The sequence below is a fragment of the Microcoleus sp. BR0-C5 genome (assembly GCF_036705045.1).
In the GTDB taxonomy this organism is placed as follows: domain Bacteria; phylum Cyanobacteriota; class Cyanobacteriia; order Cyanobacteriales; family Microcoleaceae; genus Microcoleus.
On record NZ_JAUBTR010000016.1, the window covers coordinates 95,596 to 115,745 of the forward strand.

General features: G+C 45.8%; 16 protein-coding genes. 14 read left to right on the plus strand and 2 right to left on the minus strand.

All coding sequences use genetic code 11. The features are described 5' to 3' along the window. Nucleotides 1–404: 404 nt before the first annotated feature. The 4 genes from QUB08_RS10615 (at nt 405) to QUB08_RS10630 (ending at nt 6,752) form a co-directional block, all read left to right on the plus strand. On the plus strand, nt 405–1,838 hold the full coding sequence (locus tag QUB08_RS10615; protein WP_333224703.1) for an MFS transporter: 1,434 nt from the start codon (nt 405–407) through the stop codon (nt 1,836–1,838). Nucleotides 1,839–2,585: 747 nt separating this feature from the next. Continuing rightward, nucleotides 2,586–3,629: a DUF2235 domain-containing protein gene (locus QUB08_RS10620; RefSeq protein WP_333224704.1), complete on the plus strand. Its 1,044-nt coding sequence runs from the start codon at nt 2,586–2,588 to the stop codon at nt 3,627–3,629. 255 nt (nt 3,630–3,884) lie between these two features. Further along, entirely contained in the window at nt 3,885–5,351 is a 1,467-nt protein-coding gene (locus QUB08_RS10625) for a peroxidase family protein (protein ID WP_333224705.1), read from the plus strand. Between the two features lie 198 nt (nt 5,352–5,549). Further along, nucleotides 5,550–6,752 carry a catalase gene (locus QUB08_RS10630; protein ID WP_333224706.1) on the plus strand — a complete coding sequence of 401 codons (1,203 nt, stop codon included), beginning with the start codon at nt 5,550–5,552 and terminating at the stop codon, nt 6,750–6,752. A 273-nt stretch (nt 6,753–7,025) separates the two neighbouring features. Here QUB08_RS10630 and rpsD read toward each other — a convergent pair whose 3' ends face one another. Beyond that, nucleotides 7,026–7,634: a 30S ribosomal protein S4 gene (rpsD, locus tag QUB08_RS10635; RefSeq protein WP_193975783.1), complete on the minus strand. Its 609-nt coding sequence runs from the start codon at nt 7,632–7,634 to the stop codon at nt 7,026–7,028. 197 nt (nt 7,635–7,831) lie between these two features. Between rpsD and QUB08_RS10640 the strand changes: the two genes are divergently transcribed. Then, nucleotides 7,832–8,461 (plus strand): hypothetical protein, encoded by a 630-nt coding sequence (locus QUB08_RS10640; RefSeq protein ID WP_333224707.1) that lies wholly within the window; start codon nt 7,832–7,834, stop codon nt 8,459–8,461. Nucleotides 8,462–8,667: 206 nt separating this feature from the next. Then, on the plus strand, nt 8,668–9,015 hold the full coding sequence (locus tag QUB08_RS10645; RefSeq protein ID WP_333224708.1) for a rhodanese-like domain-containing protein: 348 nt from the start codon (nt 8,668–8,670) through the stop codon (nt 9,013–9,015). Between the two features lie 92 nt (nt 9,016–9,107). On the opposite strand, the gene QUB08_RS10650 is transcribed toward QUB08_RS10645, so the two are convergent. Continuing rightward, entirely contained in the window at nt 9,108–10,832 is a 1,725-nt protein-coding gene (locus QUB08_RS10650; RefSeq protein ID WP_333224709.1) for an AAA-like domain-containing protein, read from the minus strand. 313 nt (nt 10,833–11,145) lie between these two features. Between QUB08_RS10650 and metK the strand changes: the two genes are divergently transcribed. From metK to QUB08_RS10690, 8 genes are all read left to right on the plus strand, one after another. Beyond that, a complete protein-coding gene (gene metK / locus QUB08_RS10655) occupies nt 11,146–12,408 on the plus strand; it encodes a methionine adenosyltransferase (protein ID WP_333224710.1) in 1,263 nt (420 codons plus the stop codon). Nucleotides 12,409–12,611: 203 nt separating this feature from the next. Next, nucleotides 12,612–13,784 (plus strand): family 10 glycosylhydrolase, encoded by a 1,173-nt coding sequence (locus QUB08_RS10660; protein WP_333224711.1) that lies wholly within the window; start codon nt 12,612–12,614, stop codon nt 13,782–13,784. Nucleotides 13,785–13,910: 126 nt separating this feature from the next. Further along, nucleotides 13,911–14,090: a hypothetical protein gene (locus tag QUB08_RS10665; RefSeq protein WP_333224712.1), complete on the plus strand. Its 180-nt coding sequence runs from the start codon at nt 13,911–13,913 to the stop codon at nt 14,088–14,090. Between the two features lie 155 nt (nt 14,091–14,245). Further along, on the plus strand, nt 14,246–16,162 hold the full coding sequence (locus QUB08_RS10670) for a HEAT repeat domain-containing protein (RefSeq protein WP_333224713.1): 1,917 nt from the start codon (nt 14,246–14,248) through the stop codon (nt 16,160–16,162). A 156-nt stretch (nt 16,163–16,318) separates the two neighbouring features. Then, a complete protein-coding gene (locus tag QUB08_RS10675) occupies nt 16,319–16,717 on the plus strand; it encodes a hypothetical protein (RefSeq protein WP_333224714.1) in 399 nt (132 codons plus the stop codon). A gap of 180 nt (nt 16,718–16,897) precedes the next feature. Beyond that, on the plus strand, nt 16,898–18,862 hold the full coding sequence (locus QUB08_RS10680) for a HAMP domain-containing sensor histidine kinase (RefSeq protein WP_333224715.1): 1,965 nt from the start codon (nt 16,898–16,900) through the stop codon (nt 18,860–18,862). Nucleotides 18,863–19,149: 287 nt separating this feature from the next. Next, nucleotides 19,150–19,737, plus strand: a complete 588-nt coding sequence (locus QUB08_RS10685; protein ID WP_333224716.1) for a type II toxin-antitoxin system antitoxin SocA domain-containing protein — start codon at nt 19,150–19,152, stop codon at nt 19,735–19,737. 67 nt (nt 19,738–19,804) lie between these two features. Next, nucleotides 19,805–20,110: a hypothetical protein gene (locus QUB08_RS10690; protein WP_333224717.1), complete on the plus strand. Its 306-nt coding sequence runs from the start codon at nt 19,805–19,807 to the stop codon at nt 20,108–20,110. Nucleotides 20,111–20,150: the final 40 nt, after the last annotated feature.

The window sequence follows — 20,150 nt, forward strand, 5'->3', positions numbered from 1 at the left end:
GTACAAATAGTTAGCAGCGATACTCAGCAAGTTGATCGTCTTTCATTCTATAAATTTACCTAGCCGTAAAGGTATCAGAGCCGAGTCGAGGATCGGGCGCTAAATTTGCTTTTGCCTTTGGGGAACTTGTTTGAGGCGGAATTCGAGCAATTTTTGGTATGCAAAATGCTGCGCTCGCTTCCTGGTTAAGCCCTAAAACCTACTTTTTTACAATTAGCAGATTTATATCTCCCAAGCGGTTGATGTCCTAGCGATTGCAAGTCATTTATATTTATCTGAATTACCCGGACGTGCCAGTCCTACTTTCGAGCTAGCCTCTTGAAGGTGGGGCTGGTTTTATCTAACCCTGTTACTTCAATTCTCCAATCTAAAATCTAAAATCTAAAATCTAAAATTGATTGACTATGGTTGAACCAGTTGCAGAGTTAAATGAACCTCTATCTCTTCAGACTCCAGAAATAGTAGACCCGAAAATATTTCAGCTCGTTCTCTCTGCAAAAACAGCTCTCAAATTTTCTAAAAAAGACGTTCGATCGACCCTGAAAGCCTCAACTCTAGACGGCGTTTTTGCCGCTGTCTTCGAGTCGGCGACCACCGGCGTGCTGCTGAGCAACTTCTTGCTGCAACTCGGCGCGAGCAGCGTGGAAATAGGTATATTCTCGGCTATTCCGATGGTGGTAAATCTCCTGCAACCATTAGGAGCCTACATCGCAGATCGCACAACCAGCCGCCACTGGTACAACCTATTTGTATTCGGTGCGTCGCGGCTGCTGTGGCTGGTGCTGGCGGTGGCAATTGTTTGGGGTTCCCAGCACGCAGACCCTCACCAACTGCTGCAATGGACGCTGGTAACAGTCGTAGCAGCTAGCGTGCTGGTAGCTTTTGCTAATTCTAGCTGGTTCAGTTGGATGGCTGCTGTGGTTCCTCAGCGCTTGCGGGGACGCTATTTTGGCTTTCGCAACAGTGCTGTCAGCCTCATCACTTTGCTGGGAGTGCCGTTGATGGGATTGTCCGTGTCAACTTGGGACGGCGGTCCAATTTTGGGCTACGGTATTGTTTTATTGGTGGGTGTTTTGGCGGGAATGATTAGTTTGGGGTGTCAATGCTTCATGGTTGATGTGAATCCCCAGCTATACAAAAAAGATGCAGAGAACGATCGACTTACAGAGAAAAAAGCAAAGCAAATAACAGATTTTGTACCTTCTGTGCTGAAAGATTCTAATTTTTTAATGTTTATTCTTTACTTCAGCGTGTGGACATTTGCTATTAATCTCAGCGCGCCTTTTTTTAATATCTACCTGCTGAAAGATTTAAGCTTGGATGTGAGTTTGGTAACGATTTACACCAGCTTAAGTTCCGGGGCCAATCTACTGCTGCTGATGTTTTGGGGTAAGTTAGCCGATCGCTGGGGAAATCGCCCCCTGCTAATTACGGTTGGGCTGGTGGTGGCCCTAACGCCCTTGCTGTGGTTGGGTACGGGCAATTACCCTTTTGCCCTATGGGTGTGGCTGCCGTTGCTGCACTTGTTGGGGGGGACGACTTTAGGCGCGATCGCGCTGTGTAGTAACAATATTCAAATGGAGATAGCGTCGATCGAGCAACCTTCGACTTATTTTGCGATCGCCGCAGCGGTTTCGGGATTAGCTGGGGCTTTGGGAACTACCGCCGGCGGCTTTCTTGCCGAACTTCCCGGCATGAGTTTGGGAGCATTGTTTGCGCTCTCGGCTGCTGTGCGAATGTTGGGCTTACTGCCTTTGATTTTGGTGCGAGAACCCCGTAGCCAGTCGCTGCGGTCGATCGTCCCCACTTTTGGACGTTTCAAATTTAACCGGGGCTAGGAAATTTTCGCACAAATTTACCGATCGAGAAACCAGAAAAGCCCACAGATTGTTAAAAACTTCAAGCACATCGCAGAAAATCTGAGAGTTCCTGCAACAAATTTTAATCCAAAACATAGTCCAAATCTGCTATTTGTTCGACCCCTACGTCACCATTATCTTGCAGCCAACGGACAAATCGATCGGATATATAGCAATCCTAAGTGATTTTCTAGATCTGTAAAATCTGAAAGTCTTGCTATACAAGAAGTCTAGGAAGACAAGAGGGCGTTGTGTTGTGAGACTCAGATCGGATTGCTATAGCTGTTCTAAAAACTGACCAGGCAGAGCGTAAATGTGTTTAAATGTTTGTTAGCTATGGCGTCGGAGCGCTACTCCTGTTAGGAAAATCGAGCCTTTTCCCAGAACCAAAGCTACTATTTCACGCTCTACATTTTTTGCGTTTTAAGAGAATCGAGCCTTTTCCCAGAACCAAAGCTACTATTTCACTCTGTAAATATTTTAATTTAAGAAATATAAATAAAATTAACATTTTAATACAGCCAACTAGACTAGATGGTGTTTTGAGACTAATATCCTGACAATCGAAATAGCTAAAGATTGCCCAGCCAGATAACAATAGGGTCGAGCAAGAAATTAGGAGGGCTCGCCTGACGCGACAGAAAAACGGGAAGTGGCAATTCTCTTGTAACCGATGACCAATGACAGATCGCTATTAAATTTCAAATTCAAAGAGAGAATATAAAAATGACGAAACCAGGGAAACGTCTGATTGTTTGCTGTGATGGAACTTGGAACAAACTAGATACTAAGTGCCCAACTAATGTACTTAGGCTTGCCCAGGCCGTGAAACGGACAGCCAGTGACGGGGTTCCGCAGATCGTGTTTTATGACGAGGGAATTGGAGTAGACAGTAACAAGATTGTGGGCGGAGTCACTGGGCTGGGAATCGATAAAAATATACAAGATGCCTATCGTTTTCTTTCTCTCAACTACGATCAGGGTGACGAAATCTATCTATTCGGGTTCAGTCGCGGTGCTTACACAGTCAGGAGTCTAGCGGGGATGATCTATTGCTCCGGTCTCCTATCCCGCCGTTATATTACCAAGGCATCAGAAGCTTACGAGCTTTACCGTGACCGAGGCCTTAAACCAAATGATGACAAAGCAAAGAGTTTCCGCAAAGATTACGGCAAAGATAACGGCGATCGCGTCCCGATTACCTTGCTTGGTTGTTTCGACACCGTTGGAGCCCTTGGTATTCCTCTTGTACCCGCCTTGAAGAAGTTTGAGGGACAGATCAAAACAAGGTACAAATTCCACGACACCACTTTAAATAAGGATATTGAGAATGCGTTGCACGCCGTTGCGATCGACGAAATTCGCGAAGTCTTTGATGTTACCCTGATGAAGAAAAATCCTGATGCCCCGAAGCAGAAGCTTCGTCAAGTTTGGTTTCCAGGCGAGCATGGCTGCATCGGCGGTGGTACGCCAGAATACCGTGGGTTATCAGATGCTGTCTTGAAGTGGATGTTGGATCAAATCAGTGACCTTGAATTGAAGCTGGAATTCGAGCCAGAGGCCATTGAGGATATCAAGCCTGATTATAAGGCTCCATTTAAAAACGATCCTGGGTTCTTCAAATTGGCAGGAATCAAGTGGCGCGAGGTGGGGGAGACCCTTGAGGATCTTCATGAAAGCGCGATCGAGCGATTGAAAAAAAGCCAAGACTATCGGCCTAAGAATCTGCAAAAGATTCTCTCCAAAGTAATTGAAAATATAGAAAAATGATCGAACTTTATCAACCTCTCAGAACCCCGAATAAGAAGACGATCTAATCTACAACAATCGAAAGGAAAAGCAATCATGGAAAGAGATACATCTAGAGATGGATTCAGCAACAAAGCTTTAGCATATACGTTGACTCATTTCAAACCAATTTGGAATTTAGTTCAAAGTTACGAGCCTCTGAAACGGAAACTAAACAAATTTTTTCTCAATAGCATCATTTACAAACTTCCGACTCGCCCGCTTCCCTATAGCTTAATGGGCTTAGATCCCAAAATTCCAGGGACAGATATTCCCAAGAAAACTGATACCTACATCTCTTGGGATTCACTTACAGACAAGACTTATACTGGGCGACATTTACCTCCCGACCCAGAATTCAACAAAGAAGGGAATTTACCACCACTGGACAAAGTAAAGACCTTATTCCAAAAAAGAGATGGAAAAACCATTTATTCGGAAAAATCCACTCTGCTCTTTCCCTATTGGGTGCAGTGGTTTACAGATAGTTTTCTGCGGATCGATCAGCAAAACCGCTTCAAAAATACCTCCAACCATCAGATTGATATGTGTAATGTTTACGGGTTGACCCGCAAACAAACAAATATGCTCAGAGCTTTCAAAGACGGTAAATTTAAAACCCAAAAACTCAAGCGCAAAGATGGCGTAGAAGAAGAGTATCCCCTCTTTTATTATGCCGATCCTGAGCAGGGTATTATCGATCCTCAATTTGAAGGTCTTCATGCACCCCTTAATGATGAGAAAAGACAACCCCCCGAAAAGAAAAGCAAGCTATTTGCAATGGGAGTTGAACGGGCAAACGTCCAAGTTGGCTATGTCATGCTCAACACTTTATGTATCAGGGAGCATAATCGAATTTGTGATGTTTTGTCCAAAAGCTATCCGGAATGGGACGATGAGAGGCTCTTCCAAACCGCGAGAAATATTCTCATGGTGATTATTCTCAATATCATTATGGAAGAGTACATTTTCCACATTACGCCCTATAATTTTAGGTTCTTTGCCGATCCTGAAGCTTTTACCAAGGAAAGTTGGTATCGAGAAAATTGGATGGCGATTGAGTTTAGTTTTGTCTATCGCTGGCATAGTGCGATTCCGGAAACCTTTATCTATGACGGCCAAGAAAAATCCATGTACGATTCCCTCTGGAATAATCAGATGTTAATCGATAAAGGGTTGGGTGCATTGATGGAAGAAAGTTGTTCCCAACCAGGCACTAGAATTGGTTTATTTAACACACCTGATTTTAAGATCGCAGGAACACCCTATACATTTATTGATGCTACCGAACTAGCATCTGTTAAACTCGGACGGCAGGCGCAGTTAGCCAGTTATAACGATTACCGCGAAATGTGTGGTTATCCCAGGGTGACTGATTTCAATCAAATTACGGGTGACGAATACGCTCAACAGAAATTAAAAGAGTTGTATGGTCATGTTGATAAGATTGAACTATTTGTCGGATTGTACGCTGAAGATGTCCGGAAAAATTCAGCAATTCCGCCTTTAGTAGCACGGATAATTGGCATTGATGCTTTCTCCCAAGCTTTAACTAATCCTTTGTTATCGCCTAAAGTCTTCAATAAGGAAACTTTTTCTGAGGTTGGTTGGGAAATTATCCAAAATACCAAAACAGTCTCTGATTTAGTGAATCGTAATGTTCCTCCAAGCGATCCCAAGTACAAAGTCTCCTTCGAGCTTTAAGTTGTAGCGGACAACTAAGACTCAAATTAGTTGGGGGCGCAAAGACACCTGCGCCCTCAAAAATGAGGAATAAAAAGGCGATCTTTTCGCAAGCGCTCGGCTACGGCAATTCGGGAGCAATTGCACCAGCAGTTATACTATTTAACAGATGCAACGGTTTGTGTAGAACCTTTTTTAGCGATTAACCGAAGGTTATTTATGAGCAAGAAGTTATTTACCGAATATCCCGAACAGGACGAACGCAAATACTACGATCTTTTGGTTGAGCAGGCCAAGCTTCGGATGGATAATCTTTACGGGGATAAGGAGCGGGCGCTGCGAGATACTCACGCCAAAACTCATGCCTGCGTTAAAGGAACTCTGGAAATTTTTGACTTTGATGAGGAAGAGATTAAACGGGAATTGGGTAAACGCGCTTCGTTAAGTTCTTCGCGACTCAATGCTATTTCCCTTAAGCAAGGTTTGCTAGCAAAACCCAAAGAATATCCTGTTTGGTTGCGATTTGCTAACGGGGCTACCAAAGTAGCCCCTGATTACCAAAAAGATTCGCGCTCAATATCACTGAAAGTGATGGGGGTGGAAGGCGAACGACTCACGCAAAGCCACGAGTCAAAAACCCAGGACATCATTGTTCACAATTCAGAGATATTTGTGAGCCAAACCATCAAAGACTACTACGGCTTTTTTTCTGCTCTGGTTGAATCACCAGAGACATTGAAAAAGTGGCTAATCCGACATCCCAGACACTTTTTAGCTGTGTCAACGCTTACGGGTAGCCGGACTCCGAAGAGTTTGCTAACAGCCAAATATTGGAGCGGTTCACCCTCTGCTTTGGGTCTCAATCCCGATTTCGATCCCTCCCAGCCTGGTCTAGTTCCTGTCGAATATCCGGCTGTAATTAAGTATGGGTTTACTCCAGTTTCATCCGAACCACCGCACGAGATAATTCCAGAACAATCTCGACCGGGAATTCCTAAAATTCCCTTTGTCGATCGCGCTAAAGCCTTGCGTTTAGATCCCAATAAACCAGACAATTATTACCGGGATGACCTTATTCAAGCTCTGGCGAAACCTGATGCCCAATACTGTTGGGATTTTGGCATTCAGTTCCAAACCAGCTTAAAAATGCCGATCGACGATGGCATCAATGTCTGGAAGGAAAAGGAATCACCCTTCTTGAGAGTAGGTCGTCTCACAGTCAAGCATCAGATTATTGATTATGAAAAACAATCTGATTTCAACGAAAACCTGCGATATTCTCCCTGGAACGGCTTAGCAGTTCATCGTCCAGTAGGCGCCATCAATCGGATACGCGGTGTTGTTTACCCGGTTGTCGCGAATTATCGCCTTCAAAAGCGAGGTCTTGTCCACCAAGAACCAACCGGAGAAGAAACATTTTAAGGGAATAATTTGAGGCTGGGACATCATTTAATGCCATCAGGCAGGTGTCGTCTGAGCAAATGGCTACTCAAAGAAGTTAACAAGCGAAACCTTCAAAAAATCCCATCCCTTTTTAGGGGGGTGGGAGTGTTGAAAATTATTAATTCTTAGTCCTCAGTCCTTAGCCCTCATTATTCAGTAGCAATTAATCAATAACTGGGTTTCTACCCAATTATTAATTATTCTGCTAGCAACTAACTGATGACTAATGACCAACGACTGATGACTAATAAATTAGGCTTGACGCGAGTAGTATTCCACCACTAGCAGTTCGTTAATCTGTAGAGCAATCCACTCGCGTTCGATAACGCCATTAACTTTGCCAATTAGTTTTTGCTTATCAAATTCCAAGTGATTGGGCAAGTGAGCCAAGCCTGGGTCTTTGAGATTAGCTTCTACCATTGTGCGCGAGCGCTCTCTATTTTTCACAGCAACTACATCACCAGGCTTGCACTGATAGCTGGCGATATTGACTTCACGGTCATTGACAGTTATGTGACCGTGATTTACCAATTGTCTAGCGGACGGAATGGTTGGAGCCATTCCCATCCGAAACACAGTATTGTCCAAGCGCATTTCCAAAAATTGCAGTAACACTTGACCTGTGGAGCCCGTGACACGGCGGGCTTTGCGGACGTAACGGAGCAGTTGGCGTTCCGTCACACCGTAATTGAAACGGAGTTTTTGCTTTTCTTGCAAGCGAACCGCATACTCAGAGAGCTTTTTGCGGTTTTGACCGTGCTGTCCAGGCGGATAATCTCGTCTGGGGGTTTTGCGGGTTAGACCGGGCAACTCTTTCAGGCGACGGACGATTCTCAATCGGGGGCCTCGATATCGAGACATTTATTTTCCTCTCTAATATCTGTATGCAATATTTATGCAGACTCTATATTATATGTTGGTAACGGTCAAAATTCCAACAAAGATCGATAAAAAAACGATCTACCGGAGGGCGATCCATAATGTGCGGTAAATTCTGAAGGAAAAGCCGATCGCTCGATCGCCCCAATCAGCCAAAAAAACTCACTACTCGATCTGCCATGCACAACCGCAATTTCTCCCGCACTTCTTCCCCAAAGCCAGCACCGACAGGCTCAAACCCTACCGCGCGCTGGATATTAGCTCTCGGCACGCAGCTAGCAGCACTCGGTTTGTTGGCAACAGCACTGCCAATCTCACCAGCATCAGCCATCACTATTAGAATCCCTCGCTCTAGGAATCCCTATCGCGTCTGCGCCCTGGAACTAATCGAAGCCGGAGTGGCCGCAGAGGCAGCCGCCGCCGCTTGTGCTGACGCCCTCCGCCCCCGCGACATATCTAAATGCGCCCTCCAAATCAACCGCAAAACCAAGATTTCTGGTGTCGAAGCGCTCTCTAGCTGTCGGCGGGTGAGGCGTCCCAACGAATTGGCTACTTGCGTAGTGAATATTAACGGCAAAAGTCGAACTCAACCTGCTGATCCCCTGGTAGTGCTGGATGGATGCCGCCGCAGTTTATTGCCACAACAGTTTTCTGAATGCGTAGTCGGTTTGAGCGGCAGGCTCGACTTTCCCACTGACCGGTTAATCGCCACTTGTCTTGACCCCAGAGACAGCGTGAGCCAGTTGGACGGGCGCCCTGCACCTACCCCTCCTGTGGAGCTAATTCCACCGCCTTCGCCCCTCAATTAATTACTGTTAACAGTTGACTGTTGACTGTTGACTGTTAACTGTTGACTGTTGACTAATGTCCGATCGATTAACAATAATATCCTGGTCGGGGCGGGTTTTTGAGATTGTCCATTATTGGCAGGTATTGTTGGTGAGGGGAGCCCCTACAAAAATCGCGGTCGCTCGACCGGACATGATATGACTGATGCCTACATTTTCCTAATCAAATGTCAGAAATTTTTGCTCAAATTACAGTCGAAGAATTAGCTCGCCAATTAGCAGAAATCAATGCTGAGAAATTGCAGCTTGTAGACGTGCGGGAACCTTACGAAATTGAACTCGCGGCGCTGCCGGGATTTGTAGCTTTTCCGCTGAGCGAGTTTGCCGAATGGTCTGGTGAAATTGACGCTAGACTCGATCGCGACACAGAAACCCTAGTTCTGTGCCATCACGGAGTGCGATCGGCTCAAATGTGCCAGTGGTTAGCCGCTCAAGGATTTACTAACGTTAAAAATATCGTTGGCGGTATCGATGCTTACTCAATGGTGGTCGATCGAACCGTCCCCCGCTATTAACATCAAATCCAGTTCTTAACTATCATTTTTTTCAGAGTCCGCGCGGGCGGACTTTGTATGTGTAGAAACGAATTATATTTCCCCGGAATTAGCTAATTAACAGCAGCAAATCGAAAATTTAAAAGCGTACTCATAGTGAGCCGATCGCGCCCGTGCCTTTTCGAGTCATAAAGAGCCTCGTCAGCCGCCAGTAGTAGCGTTATCGCATCATTTTCCTCGCTCGGAACAACGCTGGCAATTCCCAAACTAATCGTTACCACAGAATGAGGTAGACCGTCAACACTCTCTGGGTTAAAAATAATATTCAAAGCTTTCACTTTCGTTCTAATTTGTTCGGCAACAACCAGAGCCGCCGATCCATCAGTTTCCGGTAAAATCACAGCAAATTCCTCGCCCCCGTAGCGAGCAGCTACATCAGCAGGGCGCGGGAGCGATCGGCGAATTGTCTGAGCTACCGATCGCAAACACTCATCTCCTGCTTGATGTCCGTAGGTATCATTATATATTTTGAAATAATCGAGATCGCACAAAATTAAAGATATCGGAGACCCCTCGCGAGCCATATGTTTCCATTCCGTTCGCAAGCAACTATCAAAATACCGTCTGTTGCCAATTTGAGTAAGTTCGTCCACATTCACCAAAGCTTGCAGCCTTTGATTTTCTTGCTGCAACTCCTCAAAACGAACCACCGACAACTTGTCCTCACACAACATTTGCCCTTGAAAATACAGGCGATATAATTCGCAAGACAAACTACAGTTATTTCCCTCTAATTTGATAAGTCCCATGCTGTCTAACTGATAAGCCATCAAAGGTTCGAGGTAAATGCTATTTTTAGCATCGACAACTTGTTGGAATGCGAAGGCTAGTTCCGGCTGTTGTTGAATGGCGATCGACTGATTTTGCAAGTAGTCGCTATAAATTCCGCTGTGAGTAGGAGCTGCTGTTAACAGTTCTGCCAACTCGGCTCGCCCCAGTTCCTCCCCAGGCTCATCCCGATCAACCGACAGGCGGTTTTGTGGCAAAATTGCCAGGTGATAGAGCGCTAAATGCACTAAATAAGGATGCCCGCCTACCATGTTCGTTAATTGCTCTATCGGATCGCTATTGCTCCAGTTTAGTCCGTATCTGCACGCCAAATCTTGAACTTGTTCAGCAGTAAATTCTGAGAGTTTGATCGGCATTCCTACATTAAATGGAGATTGATTAACATTCAAAGCAATATAATTTTCTGTCGAATGAATGACAACGGTGCGGAGTTTTTCCCAAATTTTGCTAGCGCGAGCTTGTTCGTACCAAAAACGAATCACAGACAAAAAATCTTGAGCAATATTGGTGCGTTCAAATACTCGATTGATTTCGTTGATTACCAAGACAATAGGACTGTCAATTAGTCCGAGCAAATAGTTTTCAAAGTAAATAGTGCAGCTTACCTTGCTGCCCATATCTTCATCCCAGAATTCATCAATATTTGGTTCGAGTTTGAGTTGCCGAGCGACATTGACACAAAGCCAGCGCAAAAATTTATCTAAACTAGCAAAAACCGCTGCGTCGGCTTGCTGAAAATCTAAAGTTACTGTGCGATATCCCCGATCGACTGCCGCGTGAATTATCCGCAGCATCAGCGAACTTTTGCCCATTTTTTTGGGAGCTTTAATGCGAACAAGGCCTCCGGGTTTGCTAATTTCTGCACAGGCGAGGGCTTCGGCCCCTGAGCGCTCAATATAAAATCGAGAGTCAAGCGGTATGGGGCCGCCGGGAAATTCTAGGTCGGCAACTGTTTGGATCAAGTTTGGTGATTTTTGGAGTCCTGGCATAGTCCTTGCACAAGGCGATACCCTGACTGTATCTTACTGTGCGTCAACCTTTGTCAGGTTAGGAGCTAGACGATCGGTGTCCAAGATCGATCGACAATCCTACAAAATCTAAGTTTTTAGGGACTTGCCGGAACTGACTTTGCTATAGTAGTGTCACTTTACCCAATATCAAATGCTGCTTCAACACGGCTCTGCAGATCGACAAAAATTCGACGGTAGCCCAGACGCGATCATTCTTGGTCTTTACCGGAAAAATAACTCGTCGGTCGTCGAGGTCGCGCAGGAAGAGCCCCTATCTAAGGAGAAATAATCATTGTCACGCCGCTACCTGTTTACCTCTGAATCGGTCACTGAAGGCCATCCCGATAAAATCTGCGATCAAATTTCAGATACGATTTTAGATGCCTTACTGACTGAAGACCCCAAAAGCCGCGTCGCAGCCGAAGTCGTCGTCAACACCGGCTTAATGCTGCTGACGGGCGAAATTACCACTAAAGCTCAGGTAAATTACATAGAATTAGCCCGGAAAAAAATAGCCGATATTGGCTACATCCACGCTGACAACGGGTTTTCTGCCAATAGTTGCTCAGTGTTGGTAGCTCTTGATTCTCAGTCTCCCGATATTGCTCAAGGGGTGAATACAGCCCACGAAAGCCGGGAACAATCGAGTGAAGAGGAATTAGACGCCATTGGAGCCGGCGACCAAGGCTTGATGTTCGGCTTTGCTTGCAACGAAACGCCGGAATTGATGCCTCTGCCGATTAGTTTAGCGCACCGGATTTGCCGTCAACTGGCAGCAGTCCGCAAAACCGGTCAGTTATCTTACCTGCGTCCCGACGGCAAAAGCCAAGTTACGGTGATTTACGAGGACGGCAAACCTGTTGGCATAGATACGATTTTAATTTCTACCCAGCACACCGAAACGATCGGCGACATCACAGAAACAGCCGCAGTTCAAGCCAAAATCAAAGAAGACCTTTGGGCTGCAGTCGTCCAACCTGTGTTTGCCGATATTAACGTGAAGCCGGATGCAGAAACTCGCTTCCTTGTCAACCCCACCGGCAAATTTGTCGTCGGCGGGCCTCAAGGAGATTCGGGTTTGACGGGCCGCAAAATTATTGTGGATACCTACGGCGGCTATTCCCGCCACGGCGGCGGCGCTTTTTCTGGGAAAGACCCCACCAAGGTAGACCGCAGCGCGGCTTATGCTTGTCGCTACGTCGCTAAAAATATCGTAGCGGCTGGTTTGGCCCAAAAGTGCGAAGTGCAGTTGAGTTATGCGATCGGCGTTGCGCGGCCTGTTAGCATGATGATCGAAACTTTTGGCACTGGGAAAGTTGATGACGATCGCCTTTTGGAAGTTGTGAAGGAGCATTTTGAACTGCGTCCTGCGGGAATCATTCAGGCATTTAACTTGCAGAATTTGCCTGCTGAAAGAGGCGGCCGTTTCTATCAAGATGTGGCGGCTTACGGTCACTTCGGGCGCACTGACTTAGACTTGCCTTGGGAACAAACTGATAAGGCCGAACTTTTGAAAGAAGCTTTGAGCCAGCAGTTGTCTGCTGTCGCTGGATAGTACAATGTTGGGGTGCGCGCAGCGCACCTTATCCATAAATAATATCGGGTGCTACCAATCAATATAGGGTGCGTACTCCGCACCTTATTCAAAAATAATATAGGCGGTGCTTCGGCGCATCTTATCCATAAATAATATCGGGTGCTACAAATTAATAACGTAGCGTGCGTACTCCGCACCTTACAAAAAAAAAGAATAAATAAATGCGATTTTTCACACCTTTCCAATCTGCAATTCGCAGTTTGGTCTCTTCGCTCCAACTGCGTTTGGCGACTGGATTTTCTGCACCAAATCCATCAGGGCTGCCAAGTTCGTTAGCGGCTGACAATCCTGGTGGAATTCGCGGCGTTTGGATACCCAGCACTGACTGCAAAGTTCTCACCTCAAAACAGCGAATTGCTGACGCAATGGACTTTCTCGCCGATACGGGATTTAATACAGTTTTTCCTGTAGTTTGGAACGGGGGTTTTACGGCTTATCCTTCTCAAATTATGTGCGAACAATTTGGGGCGGAAATTGACGCGCGGTATGGAGGTCGCGACCCCTTGGCAGAATTAATTGTTGAGGCAAATAGAGCCGGACTCAAAGTTATTCCTTGGTTTGAATACGGATTTGTGAGTTCTTACAATCGCAATGGCGGTCATTTGCTGGCGAAAAAACCTGAGTGGATCGCCCGTGATGCCAGCGGCAATTTACTTAAGAAAAATAACTTTGACTGGATGAATTCCCTTGACCCAGAAGTGCAAGACTTTGTGCTGGGGTTGATGCTGGAAGTTGCTAAGAATTATCCGGTAGACGGGCTTCAAGGAGACGATCGCATTGCGTTTCCGGTAGAAGGCGGTTACGACGAAAAAACCGTTAAACGCTATCGAGAAGAGTGCGGTAAAGCAGCACCATCGGATTGTAAAGAGCCACATTGGCTGCAGTGGCGTGCTAATATTATTACTGAGTTTGTGGCTCGTTTATACCGAGAAGTGAAAGCGATTAATCCTGATTTATTGCTATCGATGTCGCCGAGTCCTTATGACTGGGGACTGGCGGAATATTTGCAAGATTCTAAAGCCTGGGTTGACAAAAATTTGGTGGATCTGCTTCACCCGCAGTTTTATCGCCGCGATTTTAATGCTTACAAACAATTGGTTGATAAAATGATTTCGGGACAGCTTAGCGGGCAGCAAGTAAAGTGTGTGTCGCCCGGTATTTTGTTGACGAATCGAGGCAGCAAATATAGCATAACTCCCGAACAGTTGTTGCAAGTAATTGCTTACAACCGCTCTTGCGGCATTCAAGGAGAAGTGATGTTTTTTTACGAAGGTTTGCGAGATAACGATAACGCTTTGGCTAAGGTTTTGAAAAAAGGGCCCTATGCTCGTTGAGAGATTGTCCGGGAATCAAGCTGTTTCCGGTTGGCTGCACTCAACCGCGCCGATCGCTATTTCAAACCAAGTTGGTATAAAATAAGATGTGGCACCATTCTCAATAAGCTTTTATGAACAGGCAAGATGCCTGTTCCACAAAGAGTGAAATTTCTTGTGGAACAGGCATCTTGCCTGTTGCTGACAATGGTGCAAGATGTGAGTATAAATGATATAGCAGAGCTAGGTCAGTTAAAAACCCAGCAATGCCAAGCAGCAAGCGCTACTCATTGTCAAGCCGATCGCCCAAACAAACCCGATAATTAATAATTGGGGAGTTGCAAAAATAGGGGAATGAGACATATTTTAGAAGTGGTGCAAGCTTTTTTTGATTAGAAGTAGCGTTTTGTAGATGCCATATTTTTTTAAAGACAGTTTAAAAGAGCAATCTCAACCGCTCGCCAAAATATTAGGATAAATCAGTGACCTCAGCAGCAAGCCTCATCCAACAGCTACCCCAACTCAGCGATGCTCAATTCCATCAAAAATATTTGAAACAAAAACAAGGGATGCACACCTTGGCTACTATATTGCCGCAAGTAGAACAGCAAAGTCTGGCTTTGCGGGCAGTAAAATTAGCTCTAAAAGTAAATTTAAAACTCGGCTCAAAGCTAGCAGGAACGGTAAAGCCAGAATTTCAAATAGCCACCATAAAATTAATCGACAAAATCCCCACTTCGCCCCTACTCAAAATTCAACTGCTGGCCCTAACAAGTTCCGATATGGCAATTCCGATGTTGGTGGCCGCATTGAACCACAAAGAAAGTGCAGTGCGCCTGGAGGGGATTCGGGCGATCGGGAAAATCGGCTCCGAAGCAGCAGTAATTGAATTAGCCCGATCGCTCGAATCCAAAGATTCCCAAATCCAAGCTTGGGCTGCTTGGGCTTTAGGAGAAATTGACTCGAAACCAGCCGCCGTAGCACTGCTCAAAGCCGTCAAACACCCAGATTCCAAGGTGCGCGCCTGGGCTGTTTGGGCCTTGGGCAAAATTAACCCAAAAACAGCAGTCCCCGCGCTGCTGAAAGCCCTCAAACACGAAGACTCCGAGGTGCGCTGGCGGGCAGCCGTCAACTGCGGGAAAATCGGCGTCTCTGAGGTAGTTTCCGGGCTGCTGAATGCCCTCAGAGACGAAAATCACATCGTCCGCGCTAGGGCGGCGACGGCTTTGGGGAAAATCGGCGATTGTGACGCAGTACCGGGCTTAGTAGAATTGCTTCACGACGATCCCGACTCCTATGCAGTTTCTTTGAGGGCCGCCGAGGCCTTGGGACAAATTGGCACGGAAACGGCTGTGGCGGGATTGGTGCAAGCCCTCAACCATGACGACTCAGACGTGCGCGGCAGTGCAGTTTCTGCCTTGGGGGAAATCAGCAGCGAGGTGGCTATGGTGGCCATAATCGGGTCGCTCTCGGATCGAGATATTTTCGTGCGCGGCAGGGCGGCGGTTGCCCTTGGGAACATCAATACAGAGGGAGATGCGAAATTGCCAAAAATGGTGGTCGCGGGACTGGCGAGCGCAATTGGCGACAGCGAATCTTATGTGCGGTGGAGAGTTGCTGCTGCTTTGGGGGAAATTGGGACAGAGGAAGCTGTGGCAGGTTTGATGCGGCTGCTGGGGGACGAAACTTCTGGAGTGCGCCAAAAGGCTGTTAAATCCCTCGGTCAAATTGGCTCAACGGCTGCTATTTTGGCTCTGGAAACAGCTTTAAATCGCGAATTTGCTGACGTTCGTGCGCTGGCTGCCCAATACTTGGCGGATGTCAGCACTCAGGCAGAAACAGTGGATTTAGATCCCTCTGTCTCTGCAGATTTCTCGGATCAAAAACTGCCGAAAATCCTGATTGCTTCGCAAGCAGAAGCCAGCGAATACATTGTTGAGGGCCCTGCGCGACGCGAGATTAAATACCTGATCTCGATCGGCAGTCCGGGTGTGCCCGAACCCAAAACTTTTCATCAAATCCCGAACCGAATGTGCCTGGAGTTTAACGACCTCGACACCCCCGTTGACGACCCCGATCAAATCTTGCCTACCCTTGAGGATGTACTGAAAATTATTGATTTCGCCCTTAAAATATCGTCTGAGGGAGGCAGTTTGCTCATCTGCTGCCAAAGTGGAATCAGCCGTTCAACGGCCACAGCTTTGACTGTGTGTGCTGCGCTGTTGGGTCGTGGCAAAGAACGGGAAGCTTGGGCGTTGGTGATCGCCGCCAGACCCCAAGCCAAGCCGAATCGCTGGATGGTGCACTTGGCCGATGAAGCTTTGGGTAGAGACGGTAAGCTAGCACTGGCGATCGAATTGACTACCGTAACTCCAGAACTCGCAATTGCCAAAAATTGACAATCAAGCATCCAGGATACCCGCCACGTGATTCATTCCTTCGGAGACTCAGGACCCAGAAATAAAAAACCTGTATCCGATCAAACTTGCCGAACGTATTTATCCGTCGGGTCAATGCTTCAATTCTAAAATCTAAAATCTAAAATCTAAAATCGATTGACTCGCAGAAACCGGGTTTCTTTTCGCAAGCCGCTACAGTTATACTCAATTAACGAGACTTCGCCTCAGACTTGTCTTTGCGGGGCAACGATGCCAAAAGTCGATCGCCAGGGTGCAAAAGTTCGATCGGCTGCCGCATTTGTGACATTCTGTGCTATGAAGTTGTCGGATGCTCAACAAAAACCGTCAAGCAATCGTCGCATTGCTGGCAGCCAAAGTCCAAAGCGAAGGAATCGGGTGCATTGTCAACAGACAATATCAGCTTTGGGCTACTCACAGGCAAAACAGGTCAGAGAGAATTTTCTGACTGTAACATTCCACGCGGGGATAATTCACTGCGGGGATAAAGTTTTATTTTTTTTGCCTGCTGCAGACTTTTACGAGTCGAAAAAGTAATTTGGCAACAGTCCTCAACAGCCTAATTATCTCTTAGACATCAACCGAATTTAAGTTTCTCCTCTGACTCGACCAGAGTTTCAGATGCTTTTTCGCAGATGTCTACGGTCAAATAGACAAGCTTTTCCGTTTGGAGAACTTAAGAGCGTGATAGATTTTAACAGAATACAGGGGTTGCATATGTCAAAAATTAACTTGCTAAAAAAAACAGGACATGAAGCAAGTTTATCGGTTGCAGTTTGTGAAAACCAGGGGGAATTGAATTCAGACTTAGAACCATTTAACCCGTCGGATAAAAACGTGAAAACGCGAAAGGTTAACCCAAAAAATACCAATTTAGGCAAACAGATTCCAGTTTTAATTTCTGGAAAAGTGGCTTTTGTAGAAAGCGTGAAAACAAAAAAAACCAGCCATGATTTGTTAGAAAAATTATCCTTAAAAATCGGCAAAAGTTTGCCATCTAAAATTGGCGGTTTGCCTATCCATCAAAAAATTGGCTACGGGTATTTGCTGGCAATAGGAATCGGTTTTTTGGGTTCGCTGAGCGGACTGGTGATTGCCGATTACTACCAAGGACAAGGATTAAATCAATTCAATGATGCTCACCTACAAGCGCAATTGCTCGGCAATTTTAAAGATGCAGCGCTGGCTGCCCAATTGCAGGGTTCACAGCTAGATTCTTTTGTAGATAATTCGGTCAAGCTAAAACAGCAAGAAGAACAGTTGGTTAAGAGTATTGTTAAGGCCAAAAATCTGCGGTTGCGTATAGAAAATTTTGCCGACAGCCAACCCGCTTGGCTGGCAGCAAAACCGGAAGTTCTCAAGCTTTTAGTGCAAGATTGCACTAAAAATTTAGAATCCTACGCCGATACTCTCAAGTCAACTTTGCAGGAAATCCAGCAATCGCAACTATCGCCTCGGGAGATAGAGTCGGCTAGAAAATTGCTCGCAATCGAAAGCGGAGAAGGTGTAAAACAGCTCAACAGCAGCCTTGAGGAATTGAGCAAAATCCTCGATATTGCCCAGCAGCAAGAGGGCCAAGGCGGTGAAGTGATGGAAGACGCCCAAGGCATGGAAAAAGCCATAATTATTTTTAGTATGCTGCTGTCGGTAGTGGTGGCTGGAATGGTGGCTTACCGGACGAGTCGGGCGATCGCTCAACCTATGATCAGCGTTACTCAGGTGGCCCAACAAGTAGCCGCTGAGTCTAATTTTGACTTGCGAGCACCCGTCACCGGACAAGGCGAAATCGGCTCTCTGGCGGCCTCTCTCAATCACTTAATCGAGCGGGTTTCGGGACATACAAAAGAATTAGAACAAGCTAAGGAAGTCGCAGTCGCCGCTAACACTGCTAAAAGCCAGTTTTTAGCAAATATGAGCCACGAATTGCGGACGCCTCTAAATGCGATTATCGGCTACAGTCAACTACTTTCAGAAGATGCCCAAGATGCTGGATTTGATGAGTTTGTACCCGACTTGCAGAAGATTGAAAAAGCAGGCGCGCATCTGCTATCTTTGATTAACGATATCCTTGATTTGTCAAAAATTGAAGCGGGGAGTATGAAACTCGAAATCCAGGAGTTTGACATCGAATCCCTGATTGACAATGTTGCGAGTGCCGCGAAACCGTTGGTAGAGAAAAATGGCAATGTTTTGGAGATTGAGTGCGATCGAACTGTGGGCTTAATGCACGCAGATTTCAAAAAAGTGCGCCAGGTTTTGATACATCTGCTTAGTAATGCTGCGAAGTTCACCAAAAACGGTAGGGTGAAAGTGACTGTGAAGCGCATTGCAGGAAGTGGAAAATTGAATGCAGCGGGGCGATCAGTGATTGACGATTCAATGGCTGCCGATGAAATTCCTTCTGGGGCGATCGCTTGTCCCCTGCCGAATGTTCAAGACTCCGATTGGATTTGTTTATCGGTTAAAGATACCGGAATTGGAATGTCGGAAGAACAACAACACAAATTGTTTGAAGCTTTTGTGCAAGCTGACTCTTCAGCGGCGCGACCTTACGACGGCGCTGGATTGGGGCTGACACTTAGTCGCTACTACTGTCAGATGATGGGCGGAGAAATTTTGGTAGAAAGCGAAGAGGGAAAAGGGTCTATTTTTACTGTGCGGATACCGACAGGAAACGGGTGATGTGATTTTTGGGCGAGAGATTTAGGGGGTAGGCAGAGGGGCGAAAATGTATGTTTCAAACCTCTGGCTTTATATCGAAATGCTTTAGTCTTGTCAGTGGGGGCGATCTTTCCGGGTGCGATCTTTTATTTTTTGGGAAGTTCTATTTAATATTTATTCTGGTGCGTTTGGTTACACATTTTAAATATATTATTGCACTATTTACAGGGTTCGTATATAATTATTATATATTGACATTTTGCAAATCTGTAAAAAAAAAACGTTTATTTAAGGATGTGGATTGAGCCATGATTGACTGTCTCAATGCTGCTAGCTACTTCATTATCAGAGCTTATGAGGATGGTATAGAAGCTGAAATGACCAATATGAAGGTTCAAAAGCTTTTATATTATGCTCAGAGCTTACATTTGGCGCTGTACAATGAGCCATTGTTTGCAGAAGAAATCCAAGCGTGGCGCTATGGGCCTGTTTGTCCTCCTGCTTATAGATTCTACTGTGATTTTGAGGCTAAACAATTACCAATTCCTCCCAAAGAATCCTTGTCGGATTTTCCGTCTGAGAAGAAAGAACTTTTAGAAGAAATTTGGGAATACTTCGGTGGCTACCATGCTTATCGACTCAGCGATATGACTCACGGAGAATTTCCTTGGAAGAAAGCTCGTAAAGGTCTACCACCTCAAGCAAGTTCAACGGAGCCAATTCAGCTTAATGACATGAAGGAATTAGGCTATCAAAAGCTCGATCGCATAGAACGCGATCGTCCTGCATACGAACTAGCGATGTCTCAAATTGTAAACGATGCGTTGGCTTCGGAATCATTAAATAGTATTGGCCAAGGAGAAGTGCATGACTGGCTCAACTCCCTTCTCGATTGAACCATCCGATAATTTCAAGCGTTCTTTCAAGAAACTTGCAAAGGTTCACAGAGAAAACTTTGTTGCCATGATTGCAAAAACTTTGGAAGATTTAATTGACGATCAATACCCCAACAACTCTCGTAATGAACCTCTACCGGGAAAAACTCTGTTACCCCAAGAATGGACATTTCATAAATTAGAAATCCGGTTTGCAAAAGGGGCGTCGGGGCAAATTAGACTGATGTACTTGGTGAACGCTACTACTTGCACAATTAGACTGGTTTGGATTTACAGTCATGAGCAGTTTGCCAAACGGCCTGCTGATGACGATCTAAAGAGTGTTATCCGAGAAATTAGGGTGCATCTCACTTTGGCACATACATCAAATTGAAAGTTGACCGTTGAGATAAGCACAGCGAAGAGCCAGGATA